A 24,895-nucleotide genomic window follows, 5' to 3' on the forward strand; every position below is an offset into this window, starting at 1 on the left:
CGCGCTGTTGGCTGTCGTCATGGCCGGGCTTGTCCCGGCCATCCACGTTTCTGGACCGGGGGAAGTCGTGGATGCCCGGGCCAAGCCCGGGCATGACGGTGTTCCATTCTCGGCTGCCATCCCCGCGGAAAGCCGCAGGCCGATCCGGATCGTCGCCCGACCGCTGCGCGGTCGACCCCTCTCCCACGGGAGAGGTGAAAGGGCAGCCGCTCACCCCCGCCCGAACAGCTTGTCGAGCAGCCAGTTGTCGAGGCCGGGGCGTGGCGCCGCCGGGGCGGCCTGCGGGCCGCCGGTGACGACCGGGTCCTCCGGCACGTCGCCGGGCGGCAGCGAGCCGGGCCCGCCGGGCTGCTCCAGGCCGGCGCCGGGCAGCGCGATGATCGGCATGTCCTTGTGCGCGGCCTTCATCACCTGGCTCCAGATCTCCACCGGCAGCCCGGAGCCGCCGGCCTTCTTGGTCGGCGAGGAATCGTCGTTGCCGAGCCAGACGCTGGTGATGAAGCGGCCGGTGTAGCCGACGAACCAGGCGTCGCGGTAATCCTGGCTGGTGCCGGTCTTGCCCGCCGCCGGCCAGCCCGGCAGGTCGGCACGCCGCGCCGTGCCGGTGACCAGCGTCTCGCGCAGCATGCGGTTGATCATCGCCACGTGCGGGGGCGCCATCACCATGCCGCGGCTCGGCTGCGCGTAGGAGAACAGCACCTTGCCGCCCTTGTCGCGCACCCGCTCGATGACGTGCGGGGTGATGCCGACGCCGCCATTCGCGAAGGGCGCGTAGGCGCTCGCCATCTCCAGCACCGAGACTTCCGAGGTGCCGAGCGCAATGGAGGCGTTGGGCTCCAGCTTCGAGCCGATGCCGAGCCGATGGGCGGTCTTCACCACCTCGTCGGGGCCGACCTCCAGCGCGAGGCGCACCGCCACCGTGTTCAGCGAAAGCGCGAGGGCGGTCTTCAGGTCCACCGCGCCGCGATACTCGCGGGAGAAGTTCTCCGGCTTCCATCCCTTGATCTGCAGCGGGGCGTCCTCGCGCACCGTCTCTGGGGTGAGGCCGCGCTCCATGGCGGTGAGGTAGACGAAGGGTTTGAAGGCCGAGCCCGGCTGGCGCCGCGCCGTCACCGCGCGGTTGTACTGGCTCTCCTCGTAGGATCGCCCGCCGACCAGCGCGCGCACGCCGCCGTCGGTGTCCATCAGCACGATGGCGCCCTGCTCGACGCCGAGCTTCTTGCCGCTCTTGGCCAGCGCGTCCTTCAGCGCCTTGTCGGCGGCGGCCTGCAGCGCCGGGTCGACGGTGGTCTGGACGACGAGATCCTGCTCGATCGGCCCGACCATGGACTTGATCTGCTCCATCACCCAATCGGCGACGTAGCCGAAGGAATCCGGTCCCTGCGCCTTGGCCAGCGTCGCCGGCCGGGCGAGCGCGGTCTGGCGCATCTCGGGGGTGATGAAGCCGGCCTCCTGCATGGCCGCCAGCACCACCTCGGCGCGCGCCTGCGCCCCTTCGAGGTTGCGGGTGGGGGCGAGCGAGGAGGGCGATTTGACGAGGCCGGCCAGCATCGCTGCTTCCGAGAGCGTCACCTGCCGGGCCGACTTGCCGAAATAGCGCTGCGCCGCGGCCTCGACGCCATAAGCGCCGGCGCCGAAATAGACGCGGTTCATGTACAGTTCGAGGATCTCGTTCTTGGAGTATTTCGTCTCCAGCCAGATCGAGAGGATGAGCTCCTGCACCTTGCGCGAGAGCGTGCGCTCCTGCGTCAGGAACAGGTTCTTGGCGAGCTGCTGGGTCAGCGTCGAGCCGCCCTCGCGCAGCCGGCCCGAGGTGAGGTTGACGAAGACCGCGCGCACCAGGCCCATCGGGTCGAGCCCGAAATGCGCGTAGAAGCGCCGGTCCTCGATGGCCACGAAAGCCTGCGGCAGATAGGGCGGCAGCGCCCGCAGCGGCACGTTGGTGCCGCCCATCTCGCCGCGCGTGGCGATGGTCTTGCCGTCCGCGCCCTGGATGATGACGGTGGGCGGGCGCTCGGGAATGGCGAGGTTCTGGATCGGGGGAAGCTGGCTCGCCTCGTAGACGATCAGGCCGATGAGCCCGATGACGGCCCATATGCCGAGCACGATGCCCCAGTAGATGACGAGCCCGAGGCCGCCGCGCTTCGAGGACCGGCGGCGCTTGCCGCCGGAACCGCCGCCCGAGGAGCCCCCGCGCGCGGCGCCCGAGGAACCGTTGCCCGAGGAACCGCCACCCTTGCCGCTGCCGCTTCCCTTGCGTCGCTCCGGCTTGCCGGAGGCCCGCTCGCGGGCGAGTGGAGCGGTGGCGAGGGTCGGGCGGTCGTCGGCGCTCAGGCGCAGGTCGCCCCTGCCGCCGGGTGCATCCAGCACCGGCTCGCGCCGCTCCCTCTCGCCTCGCCGTCCAAACATGAAAACCCCGCCCCGCAGGGCACCCCGTAACAACCGGTAAACGAACCCTAAATCGCGTCGTTTAAGGGGGCGTTAAGCGGAGATTTTGTGGCGGGCAACGCCGGGCGATGTCGATCGTGGTCGCGACGGCGGGTGCGGGTACGACGCGGGCGGGCCGGAAGCTTTCAGGAGGCGGCGGAGGGATCGTCCCATGCGGGGGCCCATTCCGGGTCGAATATTCGCCCCCGTGGCGCCGCGAGCGCGCCGAGCGCGGCCATTTCCGCCGCGCTCAACGCGAAGTCCATGACGGAGATGTTCTCGGCGATGCGGGCCGGATCGCGCGAGCGGGGAATGGCGACGACGCCCTGCTGGACATGCCAGCGGAGCATGATCTGCGCCGGGCTGCGGCCATGCGCGCGGGCCATCGCGGTCACCACCGGGTTTTCGAGCAGTTGCCCGCTTCCGATCGGTGCATAGGCGACGAAGGCCATGTCCTCCCGGCGGCAGCGCGCGATCAGCGCCGACTGGTCGAGACGTGGGTGATATTCGCACTGCTGCGCCAGCAGCCCGCCTTCCGCGAGGGCGATGGCCTGCTCCAGGAGGGGCAGGGGAAAGTTGGAGACGCCGATGTTGCGGGCAAGGCCCATGCGTTGCGCCTCGCGGAGCGCGCCGATGGTCTCGGCGAGCGGCACGGCGGGATTGGGCCAGTGAATGAGCAGCAGGTCGACCGGCCCGACGCCCAGCCGTTCGACGCTGGCCTGCGCCGAGCGCAGCAGCGCCGGCGCGGCCAGCTCCGTGTGCCAGACCTTCGTCGTCAGGAAGTAGCTGTCGCGTCCGAGCCCGGCGCCGCGCAGCGCGGCGCCCAGGGAGGCCTCGTTCTCGTAGCGCGGCGCGGTATCGAAATGGCGATATCCCGCCTCCGCCGCCGCATGCACGGCCCGTGTGAGCGCCTCGCCCTGGAGCTGCCAGGTTCCGAGCCCGATCTGCGGAATCCGGACACCCTTCGCGAGGATGGAGGCACAGTCATGGGACGACACGGCGATCTCCGATCCGTCGTTCCGGCTCAGGTGAGCCCCCCGACATGGAAGGTCTTCGTTTCCAGATATTCCTCGATGCCTTCCTGCCCGCCCTCCCGGCCGAGGCCCGAGGCCTTGACGCCGCCGAAGGGCGAAACCTCGTGCGAGACGAGGCCGGTGTTGAGCCCGACCAGACCGAATTCCAGCGCCTCGCCGACGCGGAAGCCCCGCGCCAGATCGCGCGTGTAGAAATACGCCGCCAGACCATAGGGCGTCGCATTGGCGATCGCGAGGGCCTCCTCCTCGGTCTCGAAGCGGAAGATCGGCGCCACCGGACCGAACGTCTCCTCCGAGGCGAGCTGCATGTCGGTGGTCGCCCCGGTCAGCACGAGCGGATCGGCATAGGTCGGCCCGAGCTCCCGGGCGGGTGTCGCGCGCCGCGCGCCCTTCGCCTGCGCGTCCTCGACGTGCCGGCGGATCTTGGCGATGGCGGCCGCGTTGATCATCGGGCCGATATCGACGCCCGGCTGCATGCCGGGCCCGACCTTGAGCGCGCTCACCCGTGCCGCGAGCTTCCCGACGAAGGCGTCGTGGATGCCGGCCTGCACGAGAATGCGGTTGGCGCAGACGCAGGTTTGGCCGCCATTGCGGAACTTCGACGCCATGGCGCCCTCGACCGCGGCGTCGAGATCGGCGTCGTCGAACACGATGAACGGCGCATTGCCGCCGAGCTCCAGCGACAGCCGCTTCAGGGTCGGCGCGCACTGCTCCATCAGCAGGGCGCCGACGCGGGTCGAGCCGGTGAAGGAAAGCTTGCGCACCGTCGGGCTCGCCGTCAGGGCGGCGCCGATGTTCTCGGGCCGGCCCGTCACGATGTTGACGACGCCGGCGGGAATTCCCGCGCGTTCGGCCAGCACCCCCAGCGCCAGCGCCGAATAGGGCGTCAGGTCGGAAGGCTTGATCACCATCGTGCATCCGGCCGCGAGCCCCGGCGCCACCTTGCGGGTGATCATCGCGTTCGGGAAGTTCCACGGCGTGATGATGGCACAGACGCCGATCGCTTCCTTCATGGCGAGGATCCGCTTGCCGGGAACCGGCGAGGGGATGAGCGTGCCGTCGATGCGCCGCGCCTGCTCCGCGAACCATCGGACGAAGCTCGCGCCATAGCGGATTTCCCCGCGCGCTTCGGCCAGCGGCTTGCCCTGCTCGGCGGTGAGGATCCGCGCCAGATCCTCTTCGTGGGCGAGGATCAGCTCGTACCATTTCATGAGCAGGTCGGCCCGCTCGGCGTGGGTGCGGGGCTTCCAGGGCTTGAGGGCCCTGGCGGCGGCCGCGATCGCCGCTTCCGTCTCGGCGGCGGTGCAGTCCGGCATGTGGCCGAGCACGTTGCCGCTTGCCGGATCGTGCACCGGCATGTCGGCACGGGATATCCACGCGCCGCCGATCAGGGCGGCTTCACGAAAAAGGTTCGTGTCTTCGAGCTGCATCCGGGTCTCCATCGCCCCGCGGACGGCTGCGGTGTCCGCAGCCCGCGCCCGCAACGAGCACATTTGAATGACGTTCCACGTCGGCCGCGTCCGATGAGGGGCCGTTCGATCCCGCTAGAGATCGATCAGCACGGATTTGGTGCGCCGGTTGGCGAGATAGGCCTCGCGCCCGAGATCCTTGCCGAGGCCCGAGGCCTTCCAGCCGCCCGTGGGCAGGATATGGTCCCGCGAGCGGCCGTAGCGGTTCACCCAGACGGCGCCCGCCTCGATCTTCCGCACCAGGCGCATGGCGCGCGACAGGTCGCGGGTGAACAGGCCGGAGCACAGGCCGTAGGTCGGGTGCCGGGAGAGGTCGAGGGCTTCCTCCTCCGTGTCGAACGCCTGCAGGGTGAGGACCGGGCCGAAGATCTCCTCGGCCAGCGCCACCGAGCCGCGCTCGACCCCGGCAAGGATCGTCGGCTGATAGAAGCTGCCCTCCCGCTCGATCCGCCCGCCGCCGCACAGCACCTCGGCGCCGGCCAGACGTGCGCCGTCGACGATGCTGTCGATGCGCTGGAGCTGCTTTTCCGAGATGATCGGCGAATAGGTCGTCGCCTCGTCCCATGTCGGGCCGGGCGTGATGTCCTTCATCTTCTGCGCGATGCGCTCCGCCAGTTCGTCGGCGACCTCGCGGGCGACGATGACGCGCGAGCCGGCGACGCAGCCCTGGCCCGCATTGCCCAGAATGCCCCGCGTGATGCAGCGGGCGGCGAGGTCGAGATCGGCGTCGGCGAAGACGAGCTGGGGCGACTTGCCGCCCAGTTCGAGGGTCAGCGGCTTGATGCCGGTGCGGGCGATGTTCTCCATGATCGCGCCGCCCGCCCGCGTCGAGCCGGTGAACGATATCTTGCCGATCTCCGGATGGGCGACGAGGGCGGCCCCGGTCGTCGGGCCGTCGCCGAGGACGACGTTGACCAGCCCCGCCGGCAGGCCGGCGCGCACGGAAAGCTCGGCGAGATGGAGCGTCGAGAAGGGCGTCATCTCGGAGGGCTTCAGGACCACGGCATTGCCTGCCGCCAGCGCCGGGCCGAGCTTCCAGCCGGCCAGCGCGAGCGGCACGTTCCAGGCGGTGATGGCGCCGACCACCCCGTAGGGCTCGGAGGCGATGAAGCCCATCTGCGTGTCGGCGGTCGGTACCAGGTCGCCGCACTCCTTGTCGGCGAACTCGGCGAAGAAGCGGATCTGCTCGGCGGCGATCATCACGTCGCCGGTCACCGCTTCGGCGATCGGACGCGGCGAGGCGACCGCCTCGATCCGCGCCAGCGTCTCCGCCTCGGCCTCGATCAGGTCGGCCCAGGCATGAAGCGCCCGCACCCGCTCGCGCGGGCGCACCGAAGCCCAGCCCGAGCCGGCCAGCGCCGCCTTGGCCGCCTGCACCGCGCGATCGACGGTCCCGACGTCGGCGGTCGGGATGTCGGCCAGCGTGCGGCCGTCCGAGGGGGCCCGCACCTCGATCGCCGGCGTCCCCTCGACATAGGAGCCGCCGATGAAATGCCCGGCCGGCAGGGCGAGTGTTCGCGGATCGAACGAAAGCGACATGGCAGTTCCTTTCCCGATGCGGCGCGACGGGCGCCGGCCATCGATCATCCTTTCTGGCGAAGATCCGGCACCGTGAGCTCCGGCATGCGCGCCGGCACGGCATCAGCCTTCATGAAGAAGCGCGCCGATCGGTGTCGGCCGGACGGGCGCCTGCCCGCGAAACCGGCCGACGGCGTCGGGCGAGCACCCGGCCTGCGCCGCGACGAGATCGGCTCCGGCCAGTTGGCAATAGCGCCCCTGGCATCGCCCCATCCCGAGGCGCGAGAGCGACTTCACCCGGTTGGCCTCGCCGCCGCCGAGCGCCACGCTGGCGCGCACCATGCCGGCGGTCACGTTCTCGCACCGGCAGACGATGGTGTCGTCCGGCAGGCCGCGGGTCATCGCCGCCGGCCACGGAAAGGCGCGCGACACGCCTCTGGCGAAGCGCTCGAGCCGGGCCAGTTCCCGCAGTCCGGCGTCGACCGCAGGGGCCTGCCGTCCGAGATCGGCGAGGCATGCCGCCGCCGCGAGGCGTCCGGCGGTCTCCGCGCCGTCGGCGCCGAGCAGGCGCACGCCGTCGCCGGCCAGATAGATCCCGTTTCCGGCTCGGCCGAGCCGGTCGGCCTGCGGCAGCCATTGGTGCCACTGCCGGTCATAGGAAAAGGCGCAACCGGTCAGATCGGCGAGATGCGTTTCCGCCCTCAGATGCCAGCCCATGCCCACCATGTCGCATTCGGTGCGGTTCTCCCGGCCGCCGGAATCGCGCCAGCGCACGGCGACCGGCCCGTCCGGATCGGTCTCGATCCGCTCCAGCACGACGCCCGCACGATAGCGGGTGCCGAGCCGCGCCCGCAGGACCAGCCCGCGCATCATGACCGCCGGCCGCGCGGCGAGCCCCGGCAAGCCTTTCATTTGCTGGTGCCAGGGCGAGGTGTCCAGCACGGCGGCCACCTGGGCGCCCGCCTTCAGGAGTTGCGCGCCGACGAGTGTCAGCAGCGGTCCCGTTCCCATGAGGACGATTCGCCGCCCGAGGGCCACGCCCTGCGCCTTGAGAGCGATCTGCGCCGCGCCGAGGCTGTAGACGCCGGCGCTTTGCCAGCCGGGCACCGGGGCGACGCGGTCGGAGGCCCCGGTGGCAAGGATCAGCCGGTCATATCCGATCGCCTGCACGCCGTTCTCGGCGAGCACGTGCAGCTGGCCATCGCGCACGGCGACGACCGAGCGGCGCGGGTGATGGGTCAGCAGGCCGTCCGCGGCCATCCGGTCGAAGAGGGCGTGCAGCGCACGCGCCTTCGCCGCTTCCGACCCGTAGAGCTGTTCGGGGCTGCGGGTGAAGCCCTCGGGCGGGCGGCGATAGATCTGCCCGCCGGCCCGTGCGCCCTCGTCGATGACGACGGGATGAAGCCCGGCTCCGACCAGCGTCTCGGCCGCCCTTATGCCGGCGGGGCCGGCTCCCACGATCACGACCTTCGGTCGCGATGCCTCGCGCGCGGCGGTCACGGCCAGTCCTCCGGCGGCAGGGTGCGCAGGCGCATGCCCTCGGCGATGGGCATGGAGCAGGCCCGCAGGCGCGGCCCCTCTTCCTGCCAGACCCAGCAATCCTGGCATGCCCCCATCAGGCAGAAGCCGGCGCGTGGTTCAGGGCCGAATTCGGACACCCTCACCGCCCGTGCCGAGGCCAGGACGGCGGTCAGCACCGTGTCGCCCTCGAGCGCATGGCACGGCACCCCGTCCAGCGAGAAGCGCACCGGGGGCCGGTCGCGCTCCGCCAGACGGACGATGCGGCCGTCGCTGATCATTCGGCGGCCTCGCGCGTCCGGTCGGGACGCGGCAGTTCCGGGAAGCGCTCGCACACGGCCTCGAAGGCGTTCTGCACGCCCTCCGGCCCGGATCGTCCTTCCATCCGGCGGAAGATCTCCGTCTTGGTGAAGAACCGCCAGTGGATCGGCAGGCCGTCGAGAATGGCGTTGAGCCGGTCATAGGCCGCCGGCGTCCATTGGGCTTCGTAACCCTCGCGCTCCGGTCCGAAGTCGAAATGGCCGGTCGCCGGCTGTTGGCGCGCCCGCAGCCAGGCCGTGGCCTGTTCGTCGACCTCTCCGTCGCGGATGGCGACGCCGTAGTCGCGTTCCGCCGCGGCCAAAGAGACGTAGCCGCGCCGCACGTCCTGCGCGACCCGCCAGGGCTCGCGTTCGCAGGGATTGCCGCGCCCGCCGCCGCCGGCCGAGCGGATTTCCAGCACGTCGCCGGGCTGCAGGACGGCGGTGTCGATGTTGCCCAGCCGCCGCTCGCGCTCGGTTCCCGGATTCACCACCATGTCCGACAGTCCCGCCGCCTTGCCGCCGAGCACGCCCCACGGGCGGAAGAAGCTGCGGTCGCGGTTGCGGGCGGTGATCTTCGAATCCGGCGCGAAGACGCGGAACGCCATTTCGGTCGCCAGCCCGCCGCGCCACCGGCCGGCGCCGCCGCTGTCCTGCGCGAGGCCGTATCTCACGAATTCGACCGGGGTCTCGGTCTCGGTGATCTCGATGGGGGTGTTCTTGAGATAGGCGGCATCCGCGCCCGACCCGTTGGTGCCGTCGCGATGGGGCATGCCCCCGCCGCCGCCCACGACCGGGTTAACCGCCGCGATGATGGTGCGGCTGGTGCGCTCGTCCGTGGTCATGACGTTGACGATGCAGTTGTTGCCGGCCGGTGCCGCCGGCAGGCGCTCGGGCACCGCCTGCGAGAAGGCGCCGAAGATCACCGAGCGCAGCCGCGCACAGGTCAGGGAGCGCATGCCGACCGCCGCCGGGTGCACCGGGTTCAGCACGGAGCCGCGCGGCGTGATGCAGGTGAAGGGGCGTGTAAGGCCGGTGTTGAGCAGGATCTTGGGGTTGAGCGTGTAGAGCACGTAGTAGACGCCCACCAGCAGCATGGTGTGGCGCGGATCTCCGCCCGAGGGCACGTTGAGCGAGGAGCCGAGCTGCGGGTCGGAGCCGGTGAAGTCCAGCACCGCCTCGTCGCCCTTGATCGTCAGCCGGAGCTTCAGCCGGCACGGGTTGGCCTCGACCGAGTCCTCGTCGGCATAGTCGGCGAATTCCCATGTGCCGTCGGGCATGGAGCGCAGCACGTCGCGCGCCTGCGCCTCCGCATGGTCCATGAGGGCGGAAACGCCCTCCAGGAAGGCGGCCTTGCCGAATTTCCGCACCATGGCCTGGATCTTCCGCTCGCCGGTGTTGAGCGCGCCGACCAGGGCCTTGATGTCGCCGATGTTGAGGTCCGGCTTGCGGACATTGGTGCTCATGATCCGCAGGATCTGCTCGTCGAAGACGCCTTCCTTCACGAGCTTCATCGGCGGAAAGCGGATGCCTTCCTGATGGATCTCGGTGAGCGCCCGGCTGAGCGAGGCCGGCACCGCGCCGCCCATGTCGGTGTTGTGGATGTGCCCGCCCGTCCAGGCGACGATCTCGCCGTCGACGAAGACCGGCTTCCACAGATGGGTGTCGGGCGCGTGGGTGGCGACGTGGCCGGAATAGGGGTCGTTGGTGAAGGCCACGTCCCCGGGCCGGTAGTCGCCGACCATGGCGATGCCCCGCGCATAGGAGAGGCCGGGATACCAGGTCGCGCCGAGTTCCATCGGGACGGCGAAGGTGGCCCCCGAATGGTCCATCAGCATGACCGTGAAGTCCTGCGTCTCCTTGACGAAGGCCGAGTGCGCGGTGCGGTGCAGCGTGTGGGCCATGTTCTCGGCCGCCGCGCGGGCATGGTTCGCCAGAACCTGCAGGTTTGTCCGGTCAAACACGACATCACTCCGGGAAGGTCAGCAGAAGATTGAGATGGCGATCCACGCGCGCCTGCATGCCGGCGGGAATGGCGAAGGTCGTGTCTTCCTGCACGACCACGGCCGGCCCGTGGAAGCCGCTGCCCGGACGAAGGTCCTGCCGGTCGTAGAGGTCGATCGTCTCGACGTCCCTGTCCGTGTAGACGGGGAGGCGGCGCGCCGGCGTGGCGGGCGCGTCGGTTTCCTCGACCTGCGGAAAGGACAGCGCCGGCCCCGCGCCGACGGCGGACAGGCGGACGTTCACGAGCTCGATCTCGCCCTCGGGATCGTGGAAGTCGTAGATGCGCTCATGCGTCTGGTGGAAGGCCCGCTCGATGGCCGCGATATCGCCGGCGGCGAGCCATGCGGGCATCAGGGGCACCTCGATCTCGTAGCTCTGGCCGGCATAGCGCATGTCGCAGGACGGGCGCAGGTCGGCCGCGCCGGCGTGGCCCTGCGCCGCGAGCCACTCGCGGCCCTCCCGCGCCAGCGCCTCGAACGCCTCGCCTATGCCCGGCAGGGACGCCTTCGACAGCGGCGTGAAGACGGTGCGGATGAAGTCGCCCCGGAGATCCGCCACCAGCCCGCCGAGCGCGGACACCACGCCGGGCCGGCGCGGCGCCATCACCCGCTTCATGCCGAGTTCGCGGGCCAGGAAGGCGCCGAGCATCGGTCCGCCGCCGCCGAATGGCATCAGCGTGAAGTCGCGCAGGTCCACGCCCGAGCGCGAGGCGAGCTTCTCGACCTCGACGAACATCTCGGAGACGGCGATGTCGAGGATGGCCTGCGCCGTCTGCTCGACCGGCCGGCCGAGCTTCGCCGCCAGCTCGCCCACCGCCTGCCGGGCGAGGTCGACCTCGATGCGCAGCTGGCCATAGGCCATGTCGCTGTGGCCGAGCCAGCCGCAGACCACCATCGCATCCGTCACCGTCGCGCGCTCGCCGCCGCGGCCGTAGCAGGCCGGCCCCGGCGTGGAGCCGGCCGATTCCGGTCCCACCCGCAGCACGCCCTGCGCGTCGACGCTGGCGATCGAGCCTCCGCCGATGCCGATGGAGCTCACCGACACCGAGGGGATGTAGAGCGGGAACTCGCCGATCAGCTCGCCGGTGCCGAACTGGGCCTCGCCGTCGATGATCAGCGCGAAATCGGCCGACGTCCCCCCGATGTCGAGGGTCAGGATCTTGTCCTCTCCGGCCTGGCGCGCCAGCCACGAAGCGCCGATGACCCCCGAGGCGGTCCCCGACAGGAGCATGTTCACGCAGGCGCGCTTGCCTTCGGCGGCGTTCATCAGCCCGCCGTTCGACTTGGTCAGCATGGCGCGCGCCGGCACGCCGCGGCTCTTCAGCCTCTCCTCCAGCGCGGTCAGGTAGCCGGAGACGCGCGGATGAACGTAGCCGTTGAGGATGGCCGTCGAGGTGCGCTCATATTCGCGGATGACCGGCCAGACCTCCGCCGAGGAGAAGACGAACAGGCCGGGCGCGAGACGGGCGATCTCCGCCTTCACGGCGGCTTCCTGGGCCGCGTTGCGCCAGGAGTGGAGCAGGGACACGATCACCCCTTCCGCGCCCTTGGCCCTGGCGGCCGCCACGGCCTGCGCCACCGCCTCCATGTCGGGGGAGCGGGATTCGCTGCCGTCGGCCCGCAGGCGCGCCGGAATGCCGAAGATCATGTCGCGCGGGATCAGCGGGTCGGGGCGCGAGCAGAAGAGCGAATACATGTCCGGCATGCGCAGCCGCGCCAGCTCGATCACATCCTCGAAGCCGGCGTTGGTGAAGAGCGCCAGCGGCACTCCCTTGCGCTGGATGATCGTGTTGATGCCGACCGTCGTGCCGTGCACGAAGCGCGTCACCTGCGCGGGATCGACGCCCTCGCGTTCGGCGAGCAGGGTGATGCCGGTCATCAGCTCCGCCCCGGGATCGTCCGGGGTGGTCAGCACCTTGAGCGAGGCCACGCGCCCGGAGCGCGCGTCGAGCGCGCAGAAATCGATGAATGTGCCACCGATGTCGACGCCGATCTTCCAGTCGGCCTCGTGTTGCTCATGCGCCTTGCGAGCGATGGCACCGTCCATGACGCTTCCCTTCCTGTCTGTTGACCGGAAGCTGGCATGGCCGGATGGGCCGGGTCCAAGATGCATAAGGAGCAAGAACATAAGTCATGCTTATGCTCCCGCGTCGCACTCCCCCAGGACGGTGGAACATGTCGTCCGGATATGGTCGCGCATGATCTCGTCGGCCCGCGACAGCGCCCGGGCGCGGGAGGTGAGCAGCGCCACCGGGAATTCCGGGCTGGCCGCCAGCGGGCGGACGACGAGCCCGGCAAACTGCGCCCAGGGCAGGAGCGCGTCCACCAGCGCGACGCCGAGCCCGGCCTGGACGAAGCCCACCGCCGAGATCGAGACGTCGATCTCCAGCGTCGGCGAGAAGGTGACGCCCTGGGCGCGGGCGGCGTGGGCGAGTTCGTCCGCCGGGCGGGTGTTGCCGCGATAGGAGATCAGGTCCTCCCCGGCGAGGTCCGCCAGCGTCAGTTCGTCCTTGTCGCGCAGCCGGTGTCCCGCCGGCAGCAGGCAGACGAAGCCGACGCGGCCGATCACCTCGGCCTCGATATCGGGCGGCGGGCGGTCGTCCATCGCCACGCCGAGGCTGGCGTCGCCGGCCCGCAGCATGTCGATGATCGAGGCGATCGGCGCGATGTGGGAGCGCAGCAATATGTTGGGGTGCTGCGCCCGGAACTCGGTGAAGGCACGCGGCAGCACCGCCATGGCGGGTGGCGGGGAGGCCGCGACCCGCACCAACCCCGCCCGGCCGAGGCGCAGGTCCGCCGTCTTGCGGCGCAGGCCTTCCAGCCCGACCGACAGCCGCTCGGCATCCGGGAATATCTCCAGCGCCTCGGGCGTCGGGCGCAGGCGGCCCTTGACGCGCTCGAACAGCGTGAAGCCGAGTTCGTCCTCGGTGTGCAGGACGATCTGGCTCAGCGCCGGCTGGGAAATGTTCAGCATCCGCGCCGCGGCGGTCACCGTACCCGCGCGCATGACCGCGATGAACACCTCGAGCTGCCGCGCCCGCATTGCCACTCCATAGGTACAGCTTATGGTTTCGATCCAAACCTATCTTTGACGCAGTGCAGCGCGGCGAACAAGATCGCAGCGGTCGAAGATGGTTTGCGCCCGGAAGAAGCCGCCATGGATGTGATCGTGCTCGGCGGCGGCCTGATGGGGACGGCGTCCGCCTATTTCCTCGCCCGCCGCGGCGCGCGCGTCACGCTCGTCGAGCGTCACCGCGTGGGCACCGGCGCGACCGTCGCCTCCTTCGGCAACATCCGGCGCACCGGCCGTCATCTCTCGCAGCTTCCGCTGGCCCATCGCTCGCGCGAGCGGTGGGCGGAGGCCGAGGCGCTGCTGGGGCGGGATGTGGAATTCCGCGCCACCGGCCATATTCGCCTGATCTTCGACGAGGGCAGCCTTGCCGATATGCGGGCCTATGCCGAGGCGGCGAGGCCCTGGGGGTTCGATCTGGAAGAGCTCGGCCCGTCGGACATCCGCGCCCGCTTTCCCGGCCTGGGGCCGGAGGCGATCGCGGCCTCCTTCTCGCCGCGCGACGGCAGCGCCAATCCCCGGCTGGTGGCGCCCGCCTTCGCCGACGCCGCGCGCCGGCTCGGCGTGAATATCGTCGAGGAGGCCCGCGTCGACCGCATCGGTTTCACCGGCTCGGGCTTCCGGGTGGAGAGTTCGAAGGGCGTGTTCGCCGCCGAATGCCTGCTCAACACGGCCGGGGCCTGGGGCGCCCGCGTCGCCGCCCTCTTCGGCGAGACGGTCCCGATCGAGGCGCGCGGTCCGCAGATGGGCGTGACCGAGCCGCTGCCGCACCGGATTTCGCCGGTCGTGGGCATCTGGACGCGCAGCAAGGCCTATGGCGCCTATCTCCGTCAGGTCGAGCGCGGCAACGTCGTCTTCGGCGGGGCGGCGGAACGCGTGCCGGTGGACCTCGATCCGGGCCACGCGGTTGCCGATCCCGCCCGGCTGCCCGAACAGCTGCGCGCCGTCGTGCGACTGGTGCCGGCGCTGGCGCAGGTGGCGGTCATCCGCACCTGGTCGGGCTGCGAGGGCTATGTTCGCGACATGCTGCCGGTCATGGGGCGCTCGGCGACGACGCCCGGCCTGTTCCACGCCTTCGGCTTCTGCGGGCACGGCTTCCAGCTCGGCCCCGGCGTGGGCGACGCCATGGCCGAGCTCATCGTGACGGGCCGCTGCGAGACGCCGCTCGACGATTTCCGGATCGATCGCCCCAGCCTCGCGGCCTGAGGGGCCGGGGCACATCAGCCCAGCGCCTGGGAGGCCAGCGCATAGATGCTGAAACCGTCCGGCGCGGCCGGAGGCGGGCCTTTCCGCATCGCCGTTCCGCCACCGGCCGGCGACAGTCCCAGCGTTTCCAGCCGCGCGCCGAGCCGGGCGCCGCACGGCGTATCGATCCGCAGGAGCTGCCCTTCCGATTGCCGGGCGGCGGCGGCGATCAGGCTCCCGGCCGTGCTTTCGTCCCGCGCGATGAGTGGTCCGAGGACCCGGCCGCGGCCGAAATCGCGCAGCACGGCAAAGCCGCCCTCAGCCAGCAGCACGGTGCCGCGATCCGCGAGGCACCGCATGAGCGCCGAGCGGTCCATGCCGGTCGCCCGGCGGTCGATGGCGGCAATCGCGTCGGCGGCGCCGGGTTCGGCCTCGCGGACGCTACCGACCGTCCCGGTCGGAGAGCGGACGAGGCCCTGATACTGGACGATGGCGCCCGTCGGCCGAAACCCGAGCCGCTCATAAAGCGGCTTGCCGTCGGCGGTCGCGACCAGCGAGACCGAGCGGTTCCCGGCGAGGCCGGCGAGCGCCGCCATCACCTGCCGGCCGATCCCCCTCCCGCGAAGGGATTTGCCGACGAGGACCATGCTGAACCGGGCATGCCCCCCGTAGAGCGTGCACAGTCCGGTTGCCGCGACCCGGTCGCCATCGAGAACCGCCACGCCTTGCGACACGGCCGCCACCAGCGCCCAGTCGTCGAGGCGATGGGGCCAGCCGGCCTCCTGCGAGAGGCGCAGCGCGCCTTCCAGATGGCTCGGGGCGAAGGCGACGAGCGGCGGCTCGGCGGCGCTCACCGCAGCCCTTCCCCGCGCGCCACCTTCCGCGCCAGCGCGACGACGAGGGCCCGCGCGGCATGGAGTTCGTCCCGCGTCAGAAACTCCTCCGGCTTGTGGGCGCGGGAGATGTCGCCCGGTCCGCAGATGATCGCCGGGACGCCGGCCTGCTGGAACAGCCCGGCCTCGGTGCCGTAGCTCACCGCGCCCAGCGGCGTCTTGCCGGTCAGCCCGGTCATCAGGTGGGCAAGGGCATGGTCGGCGGGCAGCGACAGCGCGGGATAAGCCGACAGCACCTCGATTTCGGCGCCCTCTCCGGCGGCCGCGCGGACCGGCTGGAGCAGCGCCACCGGATCGACGCCGGCGATGGCGCGCGCCTCGATCTCGATCTCCGCGCGGTCGGGAATGATGTTGATGGCCTGTCCGCCCCGCACGACGCCCGCCTGCAACGTCGAATAAGGCGGGGCGAAACGCGGATCGCAGGCACCCTCGCGCAGCGCGGCTTCCGTGCGGACCACCGCCTCCAGCACCGGCAGCAGCTTGTGGACCGCATTGCTTCCGAGGTCCGGGCGCGAGCTGTGGCCCGACCGGCCCCGGGTCACGACCCGGATGGCGGCCTTGCCCTTGTGGCACAGGACGGGCGTGAGATTGCTCGGCTCGCCCACGACGCATCCGAGCGGGGGCGCGCACAGATCCGGCAGGCGCGCCAGCAGATGCGGCACGCCCCGGCACCCGGCTTCCTCGTCATAGGACAAGGCCAGATGGATCGGCGCCGGCAGGTCCATCGCCACCAGATCGGGAACGGCCGAGAGCACGGCGGCGACGAAGCCCTTCATGTCGCAGGTGCCGCGCCCGATCAGGCGCCCTTCCCGGTCGCGCATCGCGAACGGATCGTCGAGCCATTGCGGCTCCTCGGCGGGGACGACATCGAGGTGCCCCGAGAGGATGAGCCCCGGCACGCCGGCCGGGCCGATCGTGGCGAAGAGGTTGCTGCGGTCGCCTTCCGGGCCGGGCAGCACCCGCGCCTCCACGCCATGGCCGGCCAGATAGTCCCGGACGAAGCCGATGATGGCGCCGTTGGGCCGTCCGACCACGGAGGGGAACGACACGAGGCGGGCAAGCATCGGCTCGGGCAACATGGGACGTCTTTCACAAGCCGGCGGTGCCGGCGCGCCGGCTCGTCCGGCGGCCCGGCGCAGGCGCGGCGGGATCGGGATGGATGCCGAAGGCCGCCTCAGGCCTGCGGGACATGCGAGCGCAGCACCCGCGCCAGGAAATCGCGGGTGCGTTCCAGGCGGGGCCGTACGAGCACATCGTCGGCCGAACCATATTCCACGATCCGGCCCTGATCCATGAAGGCCACCTTGTCCGCGACCTCCCGCGCGAACCCCATCTCGTGGGTCACCACGATCATGGTCTGCCCCTCGCGGGCAAGGTCGCGCATCACTTCCAGCACCTCGCTGACCAGCTCGGGGTCGAGCGCGGAGGTCGGCTCGTCGAACAGCAGGAGCTTCGGGCGCACCGCGAGAGCCCGCGCGATGGCGACGCGCTGCTTCTGGCCGCCCGAGAGCTCGCCGGGATAGGCCCGCGCCTTGCCGGCGAGGCCCACGCGGTCGAGCAGCGCGTGGGCATGGGCCTCGGCGCTCGCCCGGCTCTCCTTCTTCACATGGATCGGTGCTTCGGTGATGTTCTCCAGCACCGTCATGTGCGGGAACAGGTTGAAGTGCTGGAACACCATGGCGGTGTCCTCGCGCGAGCGGGCCGCCTCGCGGCCGGTCAGCTCGTGCAGCTGGCCGTTCCTGCGCGCGTAGCCGACCAGATGCCCGTTGACCTCGATCGTGCCGGTATTGATCTTCTCGAGGTGGTTGATGCAGCGGATGAGCGTGCTCTTGCCGGCGCCCGAGGGGCCGATCAGGCAGCACACCTCGCCGGTCGCCACGCTGAGATCGATGTCGCTCAGCACTTCGACCTCGCCAAAGCGCTTGCACACGCTCTGGATCTGCACCATCGGCGTCGCGGTCATTTACCTGCTCCCCTGCGAAACAGGGCGGAAGAGAGCGGCGCCATGAGCAGGCTCATCCCGTCCTGCGCGCGCCGCGAATGGCCCCGCCCGTAGCGGCGCTCCAGATATTGCTGCACGAGGGAGAGAAGCGTCGCCGCCACGAGGTACCAGATCGTCGCCACGATCAGCAGCGGAATGGTCTGGAACGTGCGCCCGTAAATGCCCTGCACCGAGTAGAGTAGATCCGAAAAGGCGAGGATGCTGACCAGCGACGTCGCCTTCAGCATGCCGATCACCTCGTTGCCGGTGGGCGGCACGATGACCCGCAGCGCCTGCGGCAGGATGATCCGCCTGAGCGTGTGGGCCGGCGACATGCCCAGCGACTGCGCCGCCTCGCGCTGGCCGGCGTCGACCGAGAGCAGGCCGGAGCGCACGATCTCCGCCATGTAGGCGCCTTCGTTGAGCCCGAGCCCGAGAAGGGCCGCGACGAGGGGAGTGATCACCTCGTTGGTCGACAGCGACACCAGCGGCGGCAGGAAGGGGAGGCCGATGTCGATGGTCGGATAGAGCGCGGCGAGGTTGTACCAGAAGATGAGCTGGACCATCAGCGGGGCGCCGCGGAACAGCCAGATATAGCCGGCGGCCACCACCGAGAGGATCGGGTTGCTCGACTGGCGCATGAGCGCGGCGACGATGCCCAGCACGATGCCGATGAACATCGAGGCCGCGGTCAGCGCCAGCGTCCAGCCGAGTCCGGCGAGGACGGTCCGGTAGGTGAGGTACTGCCAGACGACGTCCCACTGATAGCCGGGGTTGGTGGCGACCGAATAGGCGAAGCTGGCGAACAGGACGAAGATGATCGTTGCCGCGATCCACCGGCCGGGGTAGCGGGCCGGAACGATGACCTCCGTCTTCCGGTCCTTCTCCTGCTCCTCGCGTGCCCTCGTCCCGTCCATCACATCCGTCACCTCACTGCGCCTCCAGCGCTTCGTCGACCGCGGCGTTCCAGATGTCCAGGGCTTCCTGCACCTCGTCGGCGGAGATCACCAGCGGCGGGATCATGCGCACGATGTGGCCGTAGGGGCCGCAGACGAGAATGATCATGTTCCGATCGAGGGCGGCCTTCAGCACCGCCTTGGCGAGGTGCGGGGCCGGGGCGCCGTCCGGCGTGACGAATTCGCTGGCCTGCATGAGGCCGAGGCCGCGCACGTCGCCGATCGCCTTGTGCCGCGCCGCGGTGGCTTCGAGCCCGGCCCGGAGCTGCGCGCCGCGCTGGGCGGCGTTCTCGATCAGCCCCTCTTCCGCGATCACGTCCAGCGTCGCCAGGGCCGCCGCGCAGGCGACGACGTTGCCGCTGAAGGTGCCTCCCTGCGAGCCGGGCAGGGCGGCCGCCATGATCTCCTCCCGCGCGGCGATGCCCGACAGGGGGAAGCCGCTGGCGATCCCCTTGGCGAAGACCACGATGTCCGGCTGCATGTCGAAATGCTCGCCCGCCCAGAAGCGGCCGGTGCGCCCCACGCCGGCCTGCACCTCGTCGGCGATCAGCACGATGCCGTGCTTGTCGGCGCGCTCGCGCAGCGCCGCGAAGAAGGCCCGCGAGCCCGGCTGGTAGCCCGCCTCGCCCTGCACCGGCTCGACGATGATGGCGGCGGTGTCGGCGGGCGCGGTCAGGGTCGCGAAGATGTGGTCGAGCTCGCGGATGCAGAAGCGCTCGGCGGTCTCCTGGTCCCAGCCGTAGCGGAAGGGCGTGGGGAAGGGCGCGACCACGACGCCGGGCGGCAGCGCACCGGACTGCGCGGAGCGAAACCGCGCGCCGGAGGTCGTCAGCGCGGCGGAGCCGAAGGTGCGGCCGTGGAAGGAGCCCTGGAACACGATGATGTTCTGCCGGCGGGTGTAGTTGCGGGCGAGCCGGATGGCGGATTCCACCGCCTCGGCGCCGGAATTGGCGAAGAAGAAGGCGTTCAGCCCGTCGGGCATCAGCCCGCCCAGCCGGTCGATCAGATCGAGCATGGGCTGGTGCATCACGACGCCGTACTGGCCGTGGATGAGCCGCCCGACCTGCCGCTGCGCCGCTTCGACCACGCGCGGATGGCAATGTCCCGTGGAGGTGACGCCGATACCGGAGGTGAAGTCGAGATAGGCATTGCCGTCCTTGTCGAACAGCCGGCAGCCGAGGGCCCGGTCGACGACGAGGGGCGTTGCCTGCATCAGGGCCGGCGAGAGGTGCGGGCGATAGGCGTTCGCCGGGGCCTGGAGGTTCGGGGACTGCGCCATAAGGGACATGTGATCTGCCTTCGCAACGTAGAGGGCCGGCCGCGCGTGCCCCCGTTTCCGGTCAGTTCCGGGGGCCGATACGTGCCTGGTGGATTCGACCGCCAGCCCGAAGGCCTTTTCGCCTCCGGGCTGGAACGGATGTTCGCTCGATGAGATGGCCGAACTCAGCCCTCGGAGCCCTGGTTCTTCATCGGCTCGCTGATGGCGCCGGATTCCAGGCCCCACTTCTTGAGGATCTGGCTGTAGGCGCCCGACTTCATCACCACGCCCATGGCGTCGAAGAGCGGCTGGTAGAGCGGCGAGTCCTTGGGGACGGCGATCCCGTAATAGGGGCGATCATTGTAGACGGTCAGGCCGACATTCTTGATCGCATCGCCGATCTGGTTGGCCGAATAGCCATTGGTGGCGGAATCGCCGGAGACCGAGTCGATCCGGCCGGACGTCAGCGCGAGCACGGCGGCGTTCTGGGTCGGGAAGGCACTGACCTTCACCGCCGCCTTGCCGGCCTCGACGCACTTCTTGCTGGTGTCCTCGGCCTGCGTTTCCGAGGAGGTGCCCTTCAGCGCGCCGACGGCGGTGCCGCAGACGTCCTCGAAGGCGGCGGGCTCCTTCGCGCCAGCGCGCACGAGGAACGACGTGCCGCCGCGGAAGTAGTCGACGAAGTCCACGGTCTTCTGGCGGCTGATATAGTCGCCCATGGAGGACATGCCGACATCGAACCGGCCCGCCTGGAGGCCGGGCATGATGTTCGAGAATTCGGTCTGGTTGTTCTTGAGCGTCACGCCGAGAACCTTGCTCAGGGCGGCGGCGAGATCGATGTCCGCGCCGACGAGCTTGTTGTTCTCATCGAGAAATTCGAAAGGAGGGTAATCGGCCGCCGTCGCGGCATTGATGACACCGGCCTTGCGGATCTTTTCAGGCAGGGCCTTGTAGATTTCTTCGCTCTTCGTCAGAACAACCTCATCGGCCCTGACGCTAGAAAAAGTCCCGGCGCTCAGCAGCACCGCCAACGATAACCCAACGGTACAAAGCCGTCGCGCCGACAATTTCATTGGAATCCCTCTGGTTTATTTTGGATATCCTCCGGGAAACGCAAGCATCGCCATTCCCGATGGATAACTGCCGAAAAGGATTTCACGGCTCCCGCGACCGGTCCAATAATGATTCGGGCGCAGCCCAGAGCGTGAGCTTATGGGCGATAAGCCATTTGGCCGGCCCTGTCGCGCCGGCGGCGGACATCGGCTCCCGCCCGGCGGGCCGTGCCGGGTCGGGCAGATCGGCACCGGCCCGGCGCGCGCTGCAGGCGGCAAGGAGCGCGCGAGGATGCTTTTCCGGCATCCGCGCGTGAAGGATGGATGGGATCTTGTCGCTGGTGGGGCGCTGTGCGCTCGCGTGATTGCCGCTGTCTGACAGGCCGGGCTGTCAGGGCTGCAATTCCAGCACGGCGCAGAATTCCAGCCGTCCTCGCGGTGTGGGATGAACGACCGTCGGACGAAGGCGTGAGTATCCGAGATCGGCGATCAGGTCGCAAATGAGCCTGAAGCTTGTGGGGGTAAACCGCCATGCGTGAACATCTATGTAACTGTCGCCAGACTTCTCAAATAATTCGAGCGCATCGCGTGTCCGTTGCGCTATATGAACTTTATCTAGCTCGCCATGATCGCCATTCCAATGACGCCAAGCGTCATTATGTGTAGTAAATGCAAAAAATTCTATAACATTCTTGACTGTATGTAGTTTTCTATCTTCAGAATGAGCTAAAATGACGTCCGCTATGGTGCTTTCGTTTATAAAATGATCAAAGCAATATCTTTTATCGGGAGCAACTACATAATATCGGCCGCCATCCAAGAGTAGCTTTTCGACCGATTGTAGGTGCTGTATCAAATCGGGCTGGTGCTCGATACAATGGGCGCTGGCGATGGAGTGAAACTTATCGGGAATATGAGTCAGGTCCATATCCGTGAGGATATAATCGATATAGGGGCACCCTTCAGGATTCCGGCCGTGTTCGGCCGCACGTTTCTGAAGTCCTTCCATTGAAAGAACATCCGCGTAGCGGACATGCTCGCCCCGGAGCATAGGGCAGTCGAACGGGCCGATCTCCAGAGCGCTGAGTTCGAGAGGAATTTCGTCTATGAAATGTTCGCGTACAGCTGCTGGATAGGCCGCACGTTCTTCGTAAATTCCATGTTGAATATAGTGATTTCTGGCTTCGTCAGGTGAAAAAAGAGACAGGTCAGGATGATGTGTCCTGTAAAACTCAACATCCAAGCGACTTATATCTTCCGATCGTGATGCTTCGGCGCTCATCGTATCGCTCATCAACGTAAGTAAATAATTCTATATATCTACGTTGCATATGTTTTGATTGTCAATCAATGGTTGTTCGCTGCCGTGCCGCTTTCCGCTTTCGACAGCGGTGCCGGTATCCGGCACTCCTCCTACGCCGCGTTGGCCTCGTCGTCGGCGTCGAGCACCTGCAGAAGGGCGCGGCGGATGGCGGAGTGGCGGGCGGCGCCCATGATCTTCGCGCCCATCAGGTCGGTGACGTAGAACACGTCGACCGCCCGCTCGCCGAAGGTGGCGATATGGGCGGAGGCGATGTTGAGGTTGAGGCGCGAGAGCGTCTGCGTCAGCCCGTAGAGCAGGCCCGGCCGGTCGAGGCCGGAGACCTCCACCACCGTGTGCCGGTTGGACCACGAGTTGTTGAGCGTCACCTCCGGCTCCACCGTGAAGGCGCGCGGGCGCTTGGGAATGCGCTTGGCGACGATCTCCGGCAGCCGGATCTCGCCCACCAGCGACTTCTGGATCGCGGCGGCGATGCGGTCGGCGCGGCGCATCTCGTCCTCGTCCTGCTCGAAGGCGCGGGTCAGCGAGATGGTGTCGAGCGCGCGCCCGTCCGTGGTGGTGCTGATCTGCGCGTCGACGATGTGGGCGCCCGCGCTGGCGCAGGCACCGGCGATGACGGCGAGCAGCTTGGGGTGGTCGGGGGCGAACACCGTCAGCTCGGTGACGCCGCGCCGGGCGTCGGTGTGCGCGCTGGTGGCGAGCGCCTTTCCGTCCGCCTCCGCCGCCAGGATGAAGCGGGCATGGGCGAGCTGGTGCGCGCGGTCGGTCTGCAGCCAGTAGGTCGGGTAGTGGCGGGCGACATAGGTGTCGAGCGCCTCGCTGTCCCATTCCGGCAGGGCGGCGCGGAACTCGGCCTGTGCGCGGCCGACGCGCTGGTTGCGGTTGCTCTCCGAGAAGCCGCCGGTGATCACCGGCTCGGTCTCGTGGTAGAGCGTGCGCAGAAGCTGGGACTTCCAGTTGTTCCACACCCCCGGGCCCACCGCGCGGATATCCGCCGTGGTGAGGATGAGCAGCAGCTTCATCCGCTCCAGGTTCTGCACCACCGCGGCGAAGTTCTCGATCGTCTTGCGGTCGGAGAGGTCGCGCGACTGGGCGATGGTCGACATGGTGAGGTGCTGCTCGATCAGCCAGGCCACCGTGTCGGTATCGACCGCGCTGAGGCCGAAGCGCGGGCACAGCTTGCGGGCGACGCGGGCGCCGGCGATCGAATGATCCTCGGGCCGGCCCTTGGCGATGTCGTGCAGGAACACCGCCACATAGAGCAGCGTGCGGTTCTTGATCTGCGGCATCAGCTCGTTGGCGAGGCCGTATTCCGGCCGGTCGCCGCGCTCGATCCGCGACAGCACGCCGATGGCGCGGATCAGGTGCTCGTCCACCGTGTACGAATGGTACATGTTGAACTGCATCATCGCGACGATGCGGCCGAATTCGGGGATGAAGCGGCCGAGCACGCCGGTCTCGTTCATCCGCCGCAGCACGATCTCCGGGCTTTCCTTCGAGCACAGGATCTCGAGGAACAGCCGGTTCGCCTCCGGGTTCTCGCGCACGTTCTGGTCGATCAGCTTGAGCGAGCGTGTGGCGAGGCGCATCGCGTCCGGGTGGAAGGCGAGGCCGTGCTTGCCGGCGAGGTGGAAGACGCGGATCAGGTTCACCGGGTCGCGGCCGAAGGCGCTGGAATCGGCGACGTTGATGCGGTCGTTGTCGACGATGAAGTCGGCGCTCTCCTTCAGCGTGCGCCGGCCCGAGCGGCGCAGCCGGGCGATCATGCGGTCGAGCCGCGGCACCGGCTTGTCGTGCCGCTCCTCCAGCGCCGCCGAGACGATGGCGGTGAGGTCGCCGACGTCCTTGGCCACGAGGAAATAGTGCTTCATGAAGCGCTCGACGTCCTTCAGGCCGGGATGGGCGACATAGCCCAGCCTCTCGGCCATCTCGCGCTGGAGGTCGAAGGAGAGCCGCTCCTCGGCCTTGCCGGTCAGGAAGTGCAGGTGGCAGCGCACCGACCAGAGGAAATCCTCGCAGCGGCGGAAGATCTTGGCTTCCTCGGGCGTGAACACGCCCTTGGCCACGAGGTCGCGCGTCTCGTGCACGCGGTAGACATATTTGGCGATCCAGAACAGCGTGTGCAGGTCGCGCAGGCCGCCCTTGCCGTCCTTCACGTTCGGCTCGACCACGTAGCGCGACTGGCCGGCGCGCTTCAGCCGTTCCTCGCGCTCGGCGAGCTTGGCGGCGACGAACTCCACCGCCGTGCCCTGCACCACGTCCTTGTCGAAGCGGCTGGCGAGCTCGTCGAACAGCGTCTTCTCGCCCAGCAGCAGCCGCGCCTCCAGCAGCGCGGTGCGGATGGTCATGTCGGCGCGCGCCTGGCGGATGCATTCGTCGACCGAGCGCGTGGCGTGGCCGACCTTCAGCCCCATGTCCCAGAGCACGTAGAGGATGGCCTCGGCGACGCTCTCGCCCCAGGCGGTCTGCTTGTAGGGCAGCAGGAACAGGATGTCGGTGTCCGAGCCCGGCGCCATCAGCCCGCGCCCGTAGCCGCCGACCGCGACGATGGCCATGCGCTCGGCGGTGGAGGGGTTGTCGGAGGGATAGAGATGGGTGATCACCAACTCGTGGACCAGCGAGATGATCTCGTCCTGCAGGCGCGAGAGCCGCTCGGCGCAGCGCCGGCCGGAGCCTTCCTCCATCAGCCAGCGCTCGGCGGTCTTGTGCCCCTGCTGGTAGGCGAGCTTGAGCCGCCGGGCCATCTGCCCGCGCATCTCCACCTCGCGTCCAGACTTGCCGTCGTCGAGCACCTGCCGGGCGAGGGCGCTGAGCTCCACCCGCATGGCGTCGATGTCGAAGAGTTCCTTGAAGGGATGGTCGGTGCGGCGGCGGGATTCGGTCATGTCACGGTCCGGCTGATCGGACTTCC

18 protein-coding genes are annotated in these 24,895 nt (G+C 69.2%); 1 reads left to right on the forward strand and 17 read right to left on the reverse strand.

What is annotated here, in order from left to right:
• Positions 1 to 210 precede the first annotated feature (210 nt).
• From STARVERO_RS21265 to STARVERO_RS21305, 9 genes are all read right to left on the reverse strand, one after another.
• Positions 211 to 2,409: a transglycosylase domain-containing protein gene (locus tag STARVERO_RS21265; RefSeq protein WP_200837884.1), complete on the reverse strand. Its 2,199-nt coding sequence runs from the start codon at positions 2,407 to 2,409 to the stop codon at positions 211 to 213.
• 164 nt (positions 2,410 to 2,573) lie between these two features.
• A complete protein-coding gene (locus STARVERO_RS21270) occupies positions 2,574 to 3,425 on the reverse strand; it encodes an aldo/keto reductase (protein WP_159601403.1) in 852 nt (283 codons plus the stop codon).
• Between the two features lie 26 nt (positions 3,426 to 3,451).
• The gene (locus STARVERO_RS21275) at positions 3,452 to 4,891 is read right to left on the reverse strand and encodes an NAD-dependent succinate-semialdehyde dehydrogenase (RefSeq protein WP_159601405.1); all 1,440 of its coding nucleotides are present in this window, start codon (positions 4,889 to 4,891) and stop codon (positions 3,452 to 3,454) included.
• 114 nt (positions 4,892 to 5,005) lie between these two features.
• The gene (locus STARVERO_RS21280; RefSeq protein WP_144341792.1) at positions 5,006 to 6,469 is read right to left on the reverse strand and encodes an aldehyde dehydrogenase family protein; all 1,464 of its coding nucleotides are present in this window, start codon (positions 6,467 to 6,469) and stop codon (positions 5,006 to 5,008) included.
• Positions 6,470 to 6,571: 102 nt separating this feature from the next.
• A complete protein-coding gene (locus tag STARVERO_RS21285; RefSeq protein WP_244616863.1) occupies positions 6,572 to 7,948 on the reverse strand; it encodes an FAD/NAD(P)-dependent oxidoreductase in 1,377 nt (458 codons plus the stop codon).
• On the reverse strand, positions 7,945 to 8,247 hold the full coding sequence (locus tag STARVERO_RS21290; protein ID WP_144341794.1) for a (2Fe-2S)-binding protein: 303 nt from the start codon (positions 8,245 to 8,247) through the stop codon (positions 7,945 to 7,947). The genes STARVERO_RS21285 and STARVERO_RS21290 overlap by 4 nt, the downstream gene beginning before the upstream one ends.
• Positions 8,244 to 10,229, reverse strand: coding sequence for a hydantoinase B/oxoprolinase family protein (locus STARVERO_RS21295; RefSeq protein WP_159601409.1), 1,986 nt, complete (start codon positions 10,227 to 10,229; stop codon positions 8,244 to 8,246). The genes STARVERO_RS21290 and STARVERO_RS21295 overlap by 4 nt, the downstream gene beginning before the upstream one ends.
• Before the next feature lie 4 nt (positions 10,230 to 10,233).
• Positions 10,234 to 12,315, reverse strand: a complete 2,082-nt coding sequence (locus tag STARVERO_RS21300; protein ID WP_159601411.1) for a hydantoinase/oxoprolinase family protein — start codon at positions 12,313 to 12,315, stop codon at positions 10,234 to 10,236.
• Positions 12,316 to 12,405: 90 nt separating this feature from the next.
• On the reverse strand, positions 12,406 to 13,311 hold the full coding sequence (locus STARVERO_RS21305) for a LysR family transcriptional regulator (RefSeq protein ID WP_144341797.1): 906 nt from the start codon (positions 13,309 to 13,311) through the stop codon (positions 12,406 to 12,408).
• Between the two features lie 114 nt (positions 13,312 to 13,425).
• Between STARVERO_RS21305 and STARVERO_RS21310 the strand changes: the two genes are divergently transcribed.
• The gene (locus tag STARVERO_RS21310) at positions 13,426 to 14,544 is read left to right on the forward strand and encodes an NAD(P)/FAD-dependent oxidoreductase (RefSeq protein WP_159601413.1); all 1,119 of its coding nucleotides are present in this window, start codon (positions 13,426 to 13,428) and stop codon (positions 14,542 to 14,544) included.
• A 14-nt stretch (positions 14,545 to 14,558) separates the two neighbouring features.
• Here STARVERO_RS21310 and STARVERO_RS21315 read toward each other — a convergent pair whose 3' ends face one another.
• From STARVERO_RS21315 to STARVERO_RS21350, 8 genes are all read right to left on the reverse strand, one after another.
• Entirely contained in the window at positions 14,559 to 15,377 is an 819-nt protein-coding gene (locus STARVERO_RS21315) for a GNAT family N-acetyltransferase (RefSeq protein ID WP_159601415.1), read from the reverse strand.
• Entirely contained in the window at positions 15,374 to 16,495 is a 1,122-nt protein-coding gene (gene argE / locus STARVERO_RS21320; protein WP_159601417.1) for an acetylornithine deacetylase, read from the reverse strand. Before argE ends, STARVERO_RS21315 begins: the two co-directional genes overlap by 4 nt.
• A gap of 95 nt (positions 16,496 to 16,590) precedes the next feature.
• On the reverse strand, positions 16,591 to 17,379 hold the full coding sequence (locus tag STARVERO_RS21325; protein WP_272482965.1) for an amino acid ABC transporter ATP-binding protein: 789 nt from the start codon (positions 17,377 to 17,379) through the stop codon (positions 16,591 to 16,593).
• Positions 17,376 to 18,326, reverse strand: a complete 951-nt coding sequence (locus STARVERO_RS21330) for an amino acid ABC transporter permease (RefSeq protein ID WP_244616864.1) — start codon at positions 18,324 to 18,326, stop codon at positions 17,376 to 17,378. Before STARVERO_RS21330 ends, STARVERO_RS21325 begins: the two co-directional genes overlap by 4 nt.
• Position 18,327: 1 nt before the next feature.
• Entirely contained in the window at positions 18,328 to 19,641 is a 1,314-nt protein-coding gene (locus STARVERO_RS21335) for an aspartate aminotransferase family protein (RefSeq protein WP_200837885.1), read from the reverse strand.
• Positions 19,642 to 19,796: 155 nt separating this feature from the next.
• On the reverse strand, positions 19,797 to 20,636 hold the full coding sequence (locus STARVERO_RS21340) for an ABC transporter substrate-binding protein (RefSeq protein ID WP_159601419.1): 840 nt from the start codon (positions 20,634 to 20,636) through the stop codon (positions 19,797 to 19,799).
• Positions 20,637 to 21,054: 418 nt separating this feature from the next.
• Positions 21,055 to 21,945: a class I SAM-dependent methyltransferase gene (locus STARVERO_RS21345; protein WP_244616865.1), complete on the reverse strand. Its 891-nt coding sequence runs from the start codon at positions 21,943 to 21,945 to the stop codon at positions 21,055 to 21,057.
• Positions 21,946 to 22,076: 131 nt separating this feature from the next.
• Entirely contained in the window at positions 22,077 to 24,869 is a 2,793-nt protein-coding gene (locus tag STARVERO_RS21350) for a [protein-PII] uridylyltransferase (RefSeq protein ID WP_159601421.1), read from the reverse strand.
• Between the last annotated feature and the right edge of the window lie 26 nt (positions 24,870 to 24,895).

Source organism: Starkeya nomas, assembly GCF_902703545.1.
Lineage (GTDB): Bacteria > Pseudomonadota > Alphaproteobacteria > Rhizobiales > Xanthobacteraceae > Ancylobacter > Ancylobacter moscoviensis.

Bases quoted from the DNA above. Each gene is read 5' to 3' on its own strand.
- STARVERO_RS21265 (WP_200837884.1), bottom strand. From the start codon at position 2,409: ATGTTTGGACGGCGAGGCGAGAGGGAGCGGCGCGAGCCGGTGCTGGAT.
- STARVERO_RS21275 (WP_159601405.1), bottom strand. From the start codon at position 4,891: ATGCAGCTCGAAGACACGAACCTTTTTCGTGAAGCCGCCCTGATCGGC.
- STARVERO_RS21280 (WP_144341792.1), bottom strand. From the start codon at position 6,469: ATGTCGCTTTCGTTCGATCCGCGAACACTCGCCCTGCCGGCCGGGCAT.
- STARVERO_RS21290 (WP_144341794.1), bottom strand. From the start codon at position 8,247: ATGATCAGCGACGGCCGCATCGTCCGTCTGGCGGAGCGCGACCGGCCC.
- STARVERO_RS21300 (WP_159601411.1), bottom strand. From the start codon at position 12,315: ATGGACGGTGCCATCGCTCGCAAGGCGCATGAGCAACACGAGGCCGAC.
- STARVERO_RS21305 (WP_144341797.1), bottom strand. From the start codon at position 13,311: ATGCGGGCGCGGCAGCTCGAGGTGTTCATCGCGGTCATGCGCGCGGGT.
- STARVERO_RS21310 (WP_159601413.1), top strand. From the start codon at position 13,426: ATGGATGTGATCGTGCTCGGCGGCGGCCTGATGGGGACGGCGTCCGCC.
- argE (WP_159601417.1), bottom strand. From the start codon at position 16,495: ATGTTGCCCGAGCCGATGCTTGCCCGCCTCGTGTCGTTCCCCTCCGTG.
- STARVERO_RS21325 (WP_272482965.1), bottom strand. From the start codon at position 17,379: ATGACCGCGACGCCGATGGTGCAGATCCAGAGCGTGTGCAAGCGCTTT.
- STARVERO_RS21335 (WP_200837885.1), bottom strand. From the start codon at position 19,641: ATGTCCCTTATGGCGCAGTCCCCGAACCTCCAGGCCCCGGCGAACGCC.
- STARVERO_RS21345 (WP_244616865.1), bottom strand. From the start codon at position 21,945: ATGAGCGCCGAAGCATCACGATCGGAAGATATAAGTCGCTTGGATGTT.
- STARVERO_RS21350 (WP_159601421.1), bottom strand. From the start codon at position 24,869: ATGACCGAATCCCGCCGCCGCACCGACCATCCCTTCAAGGAACTCTTC.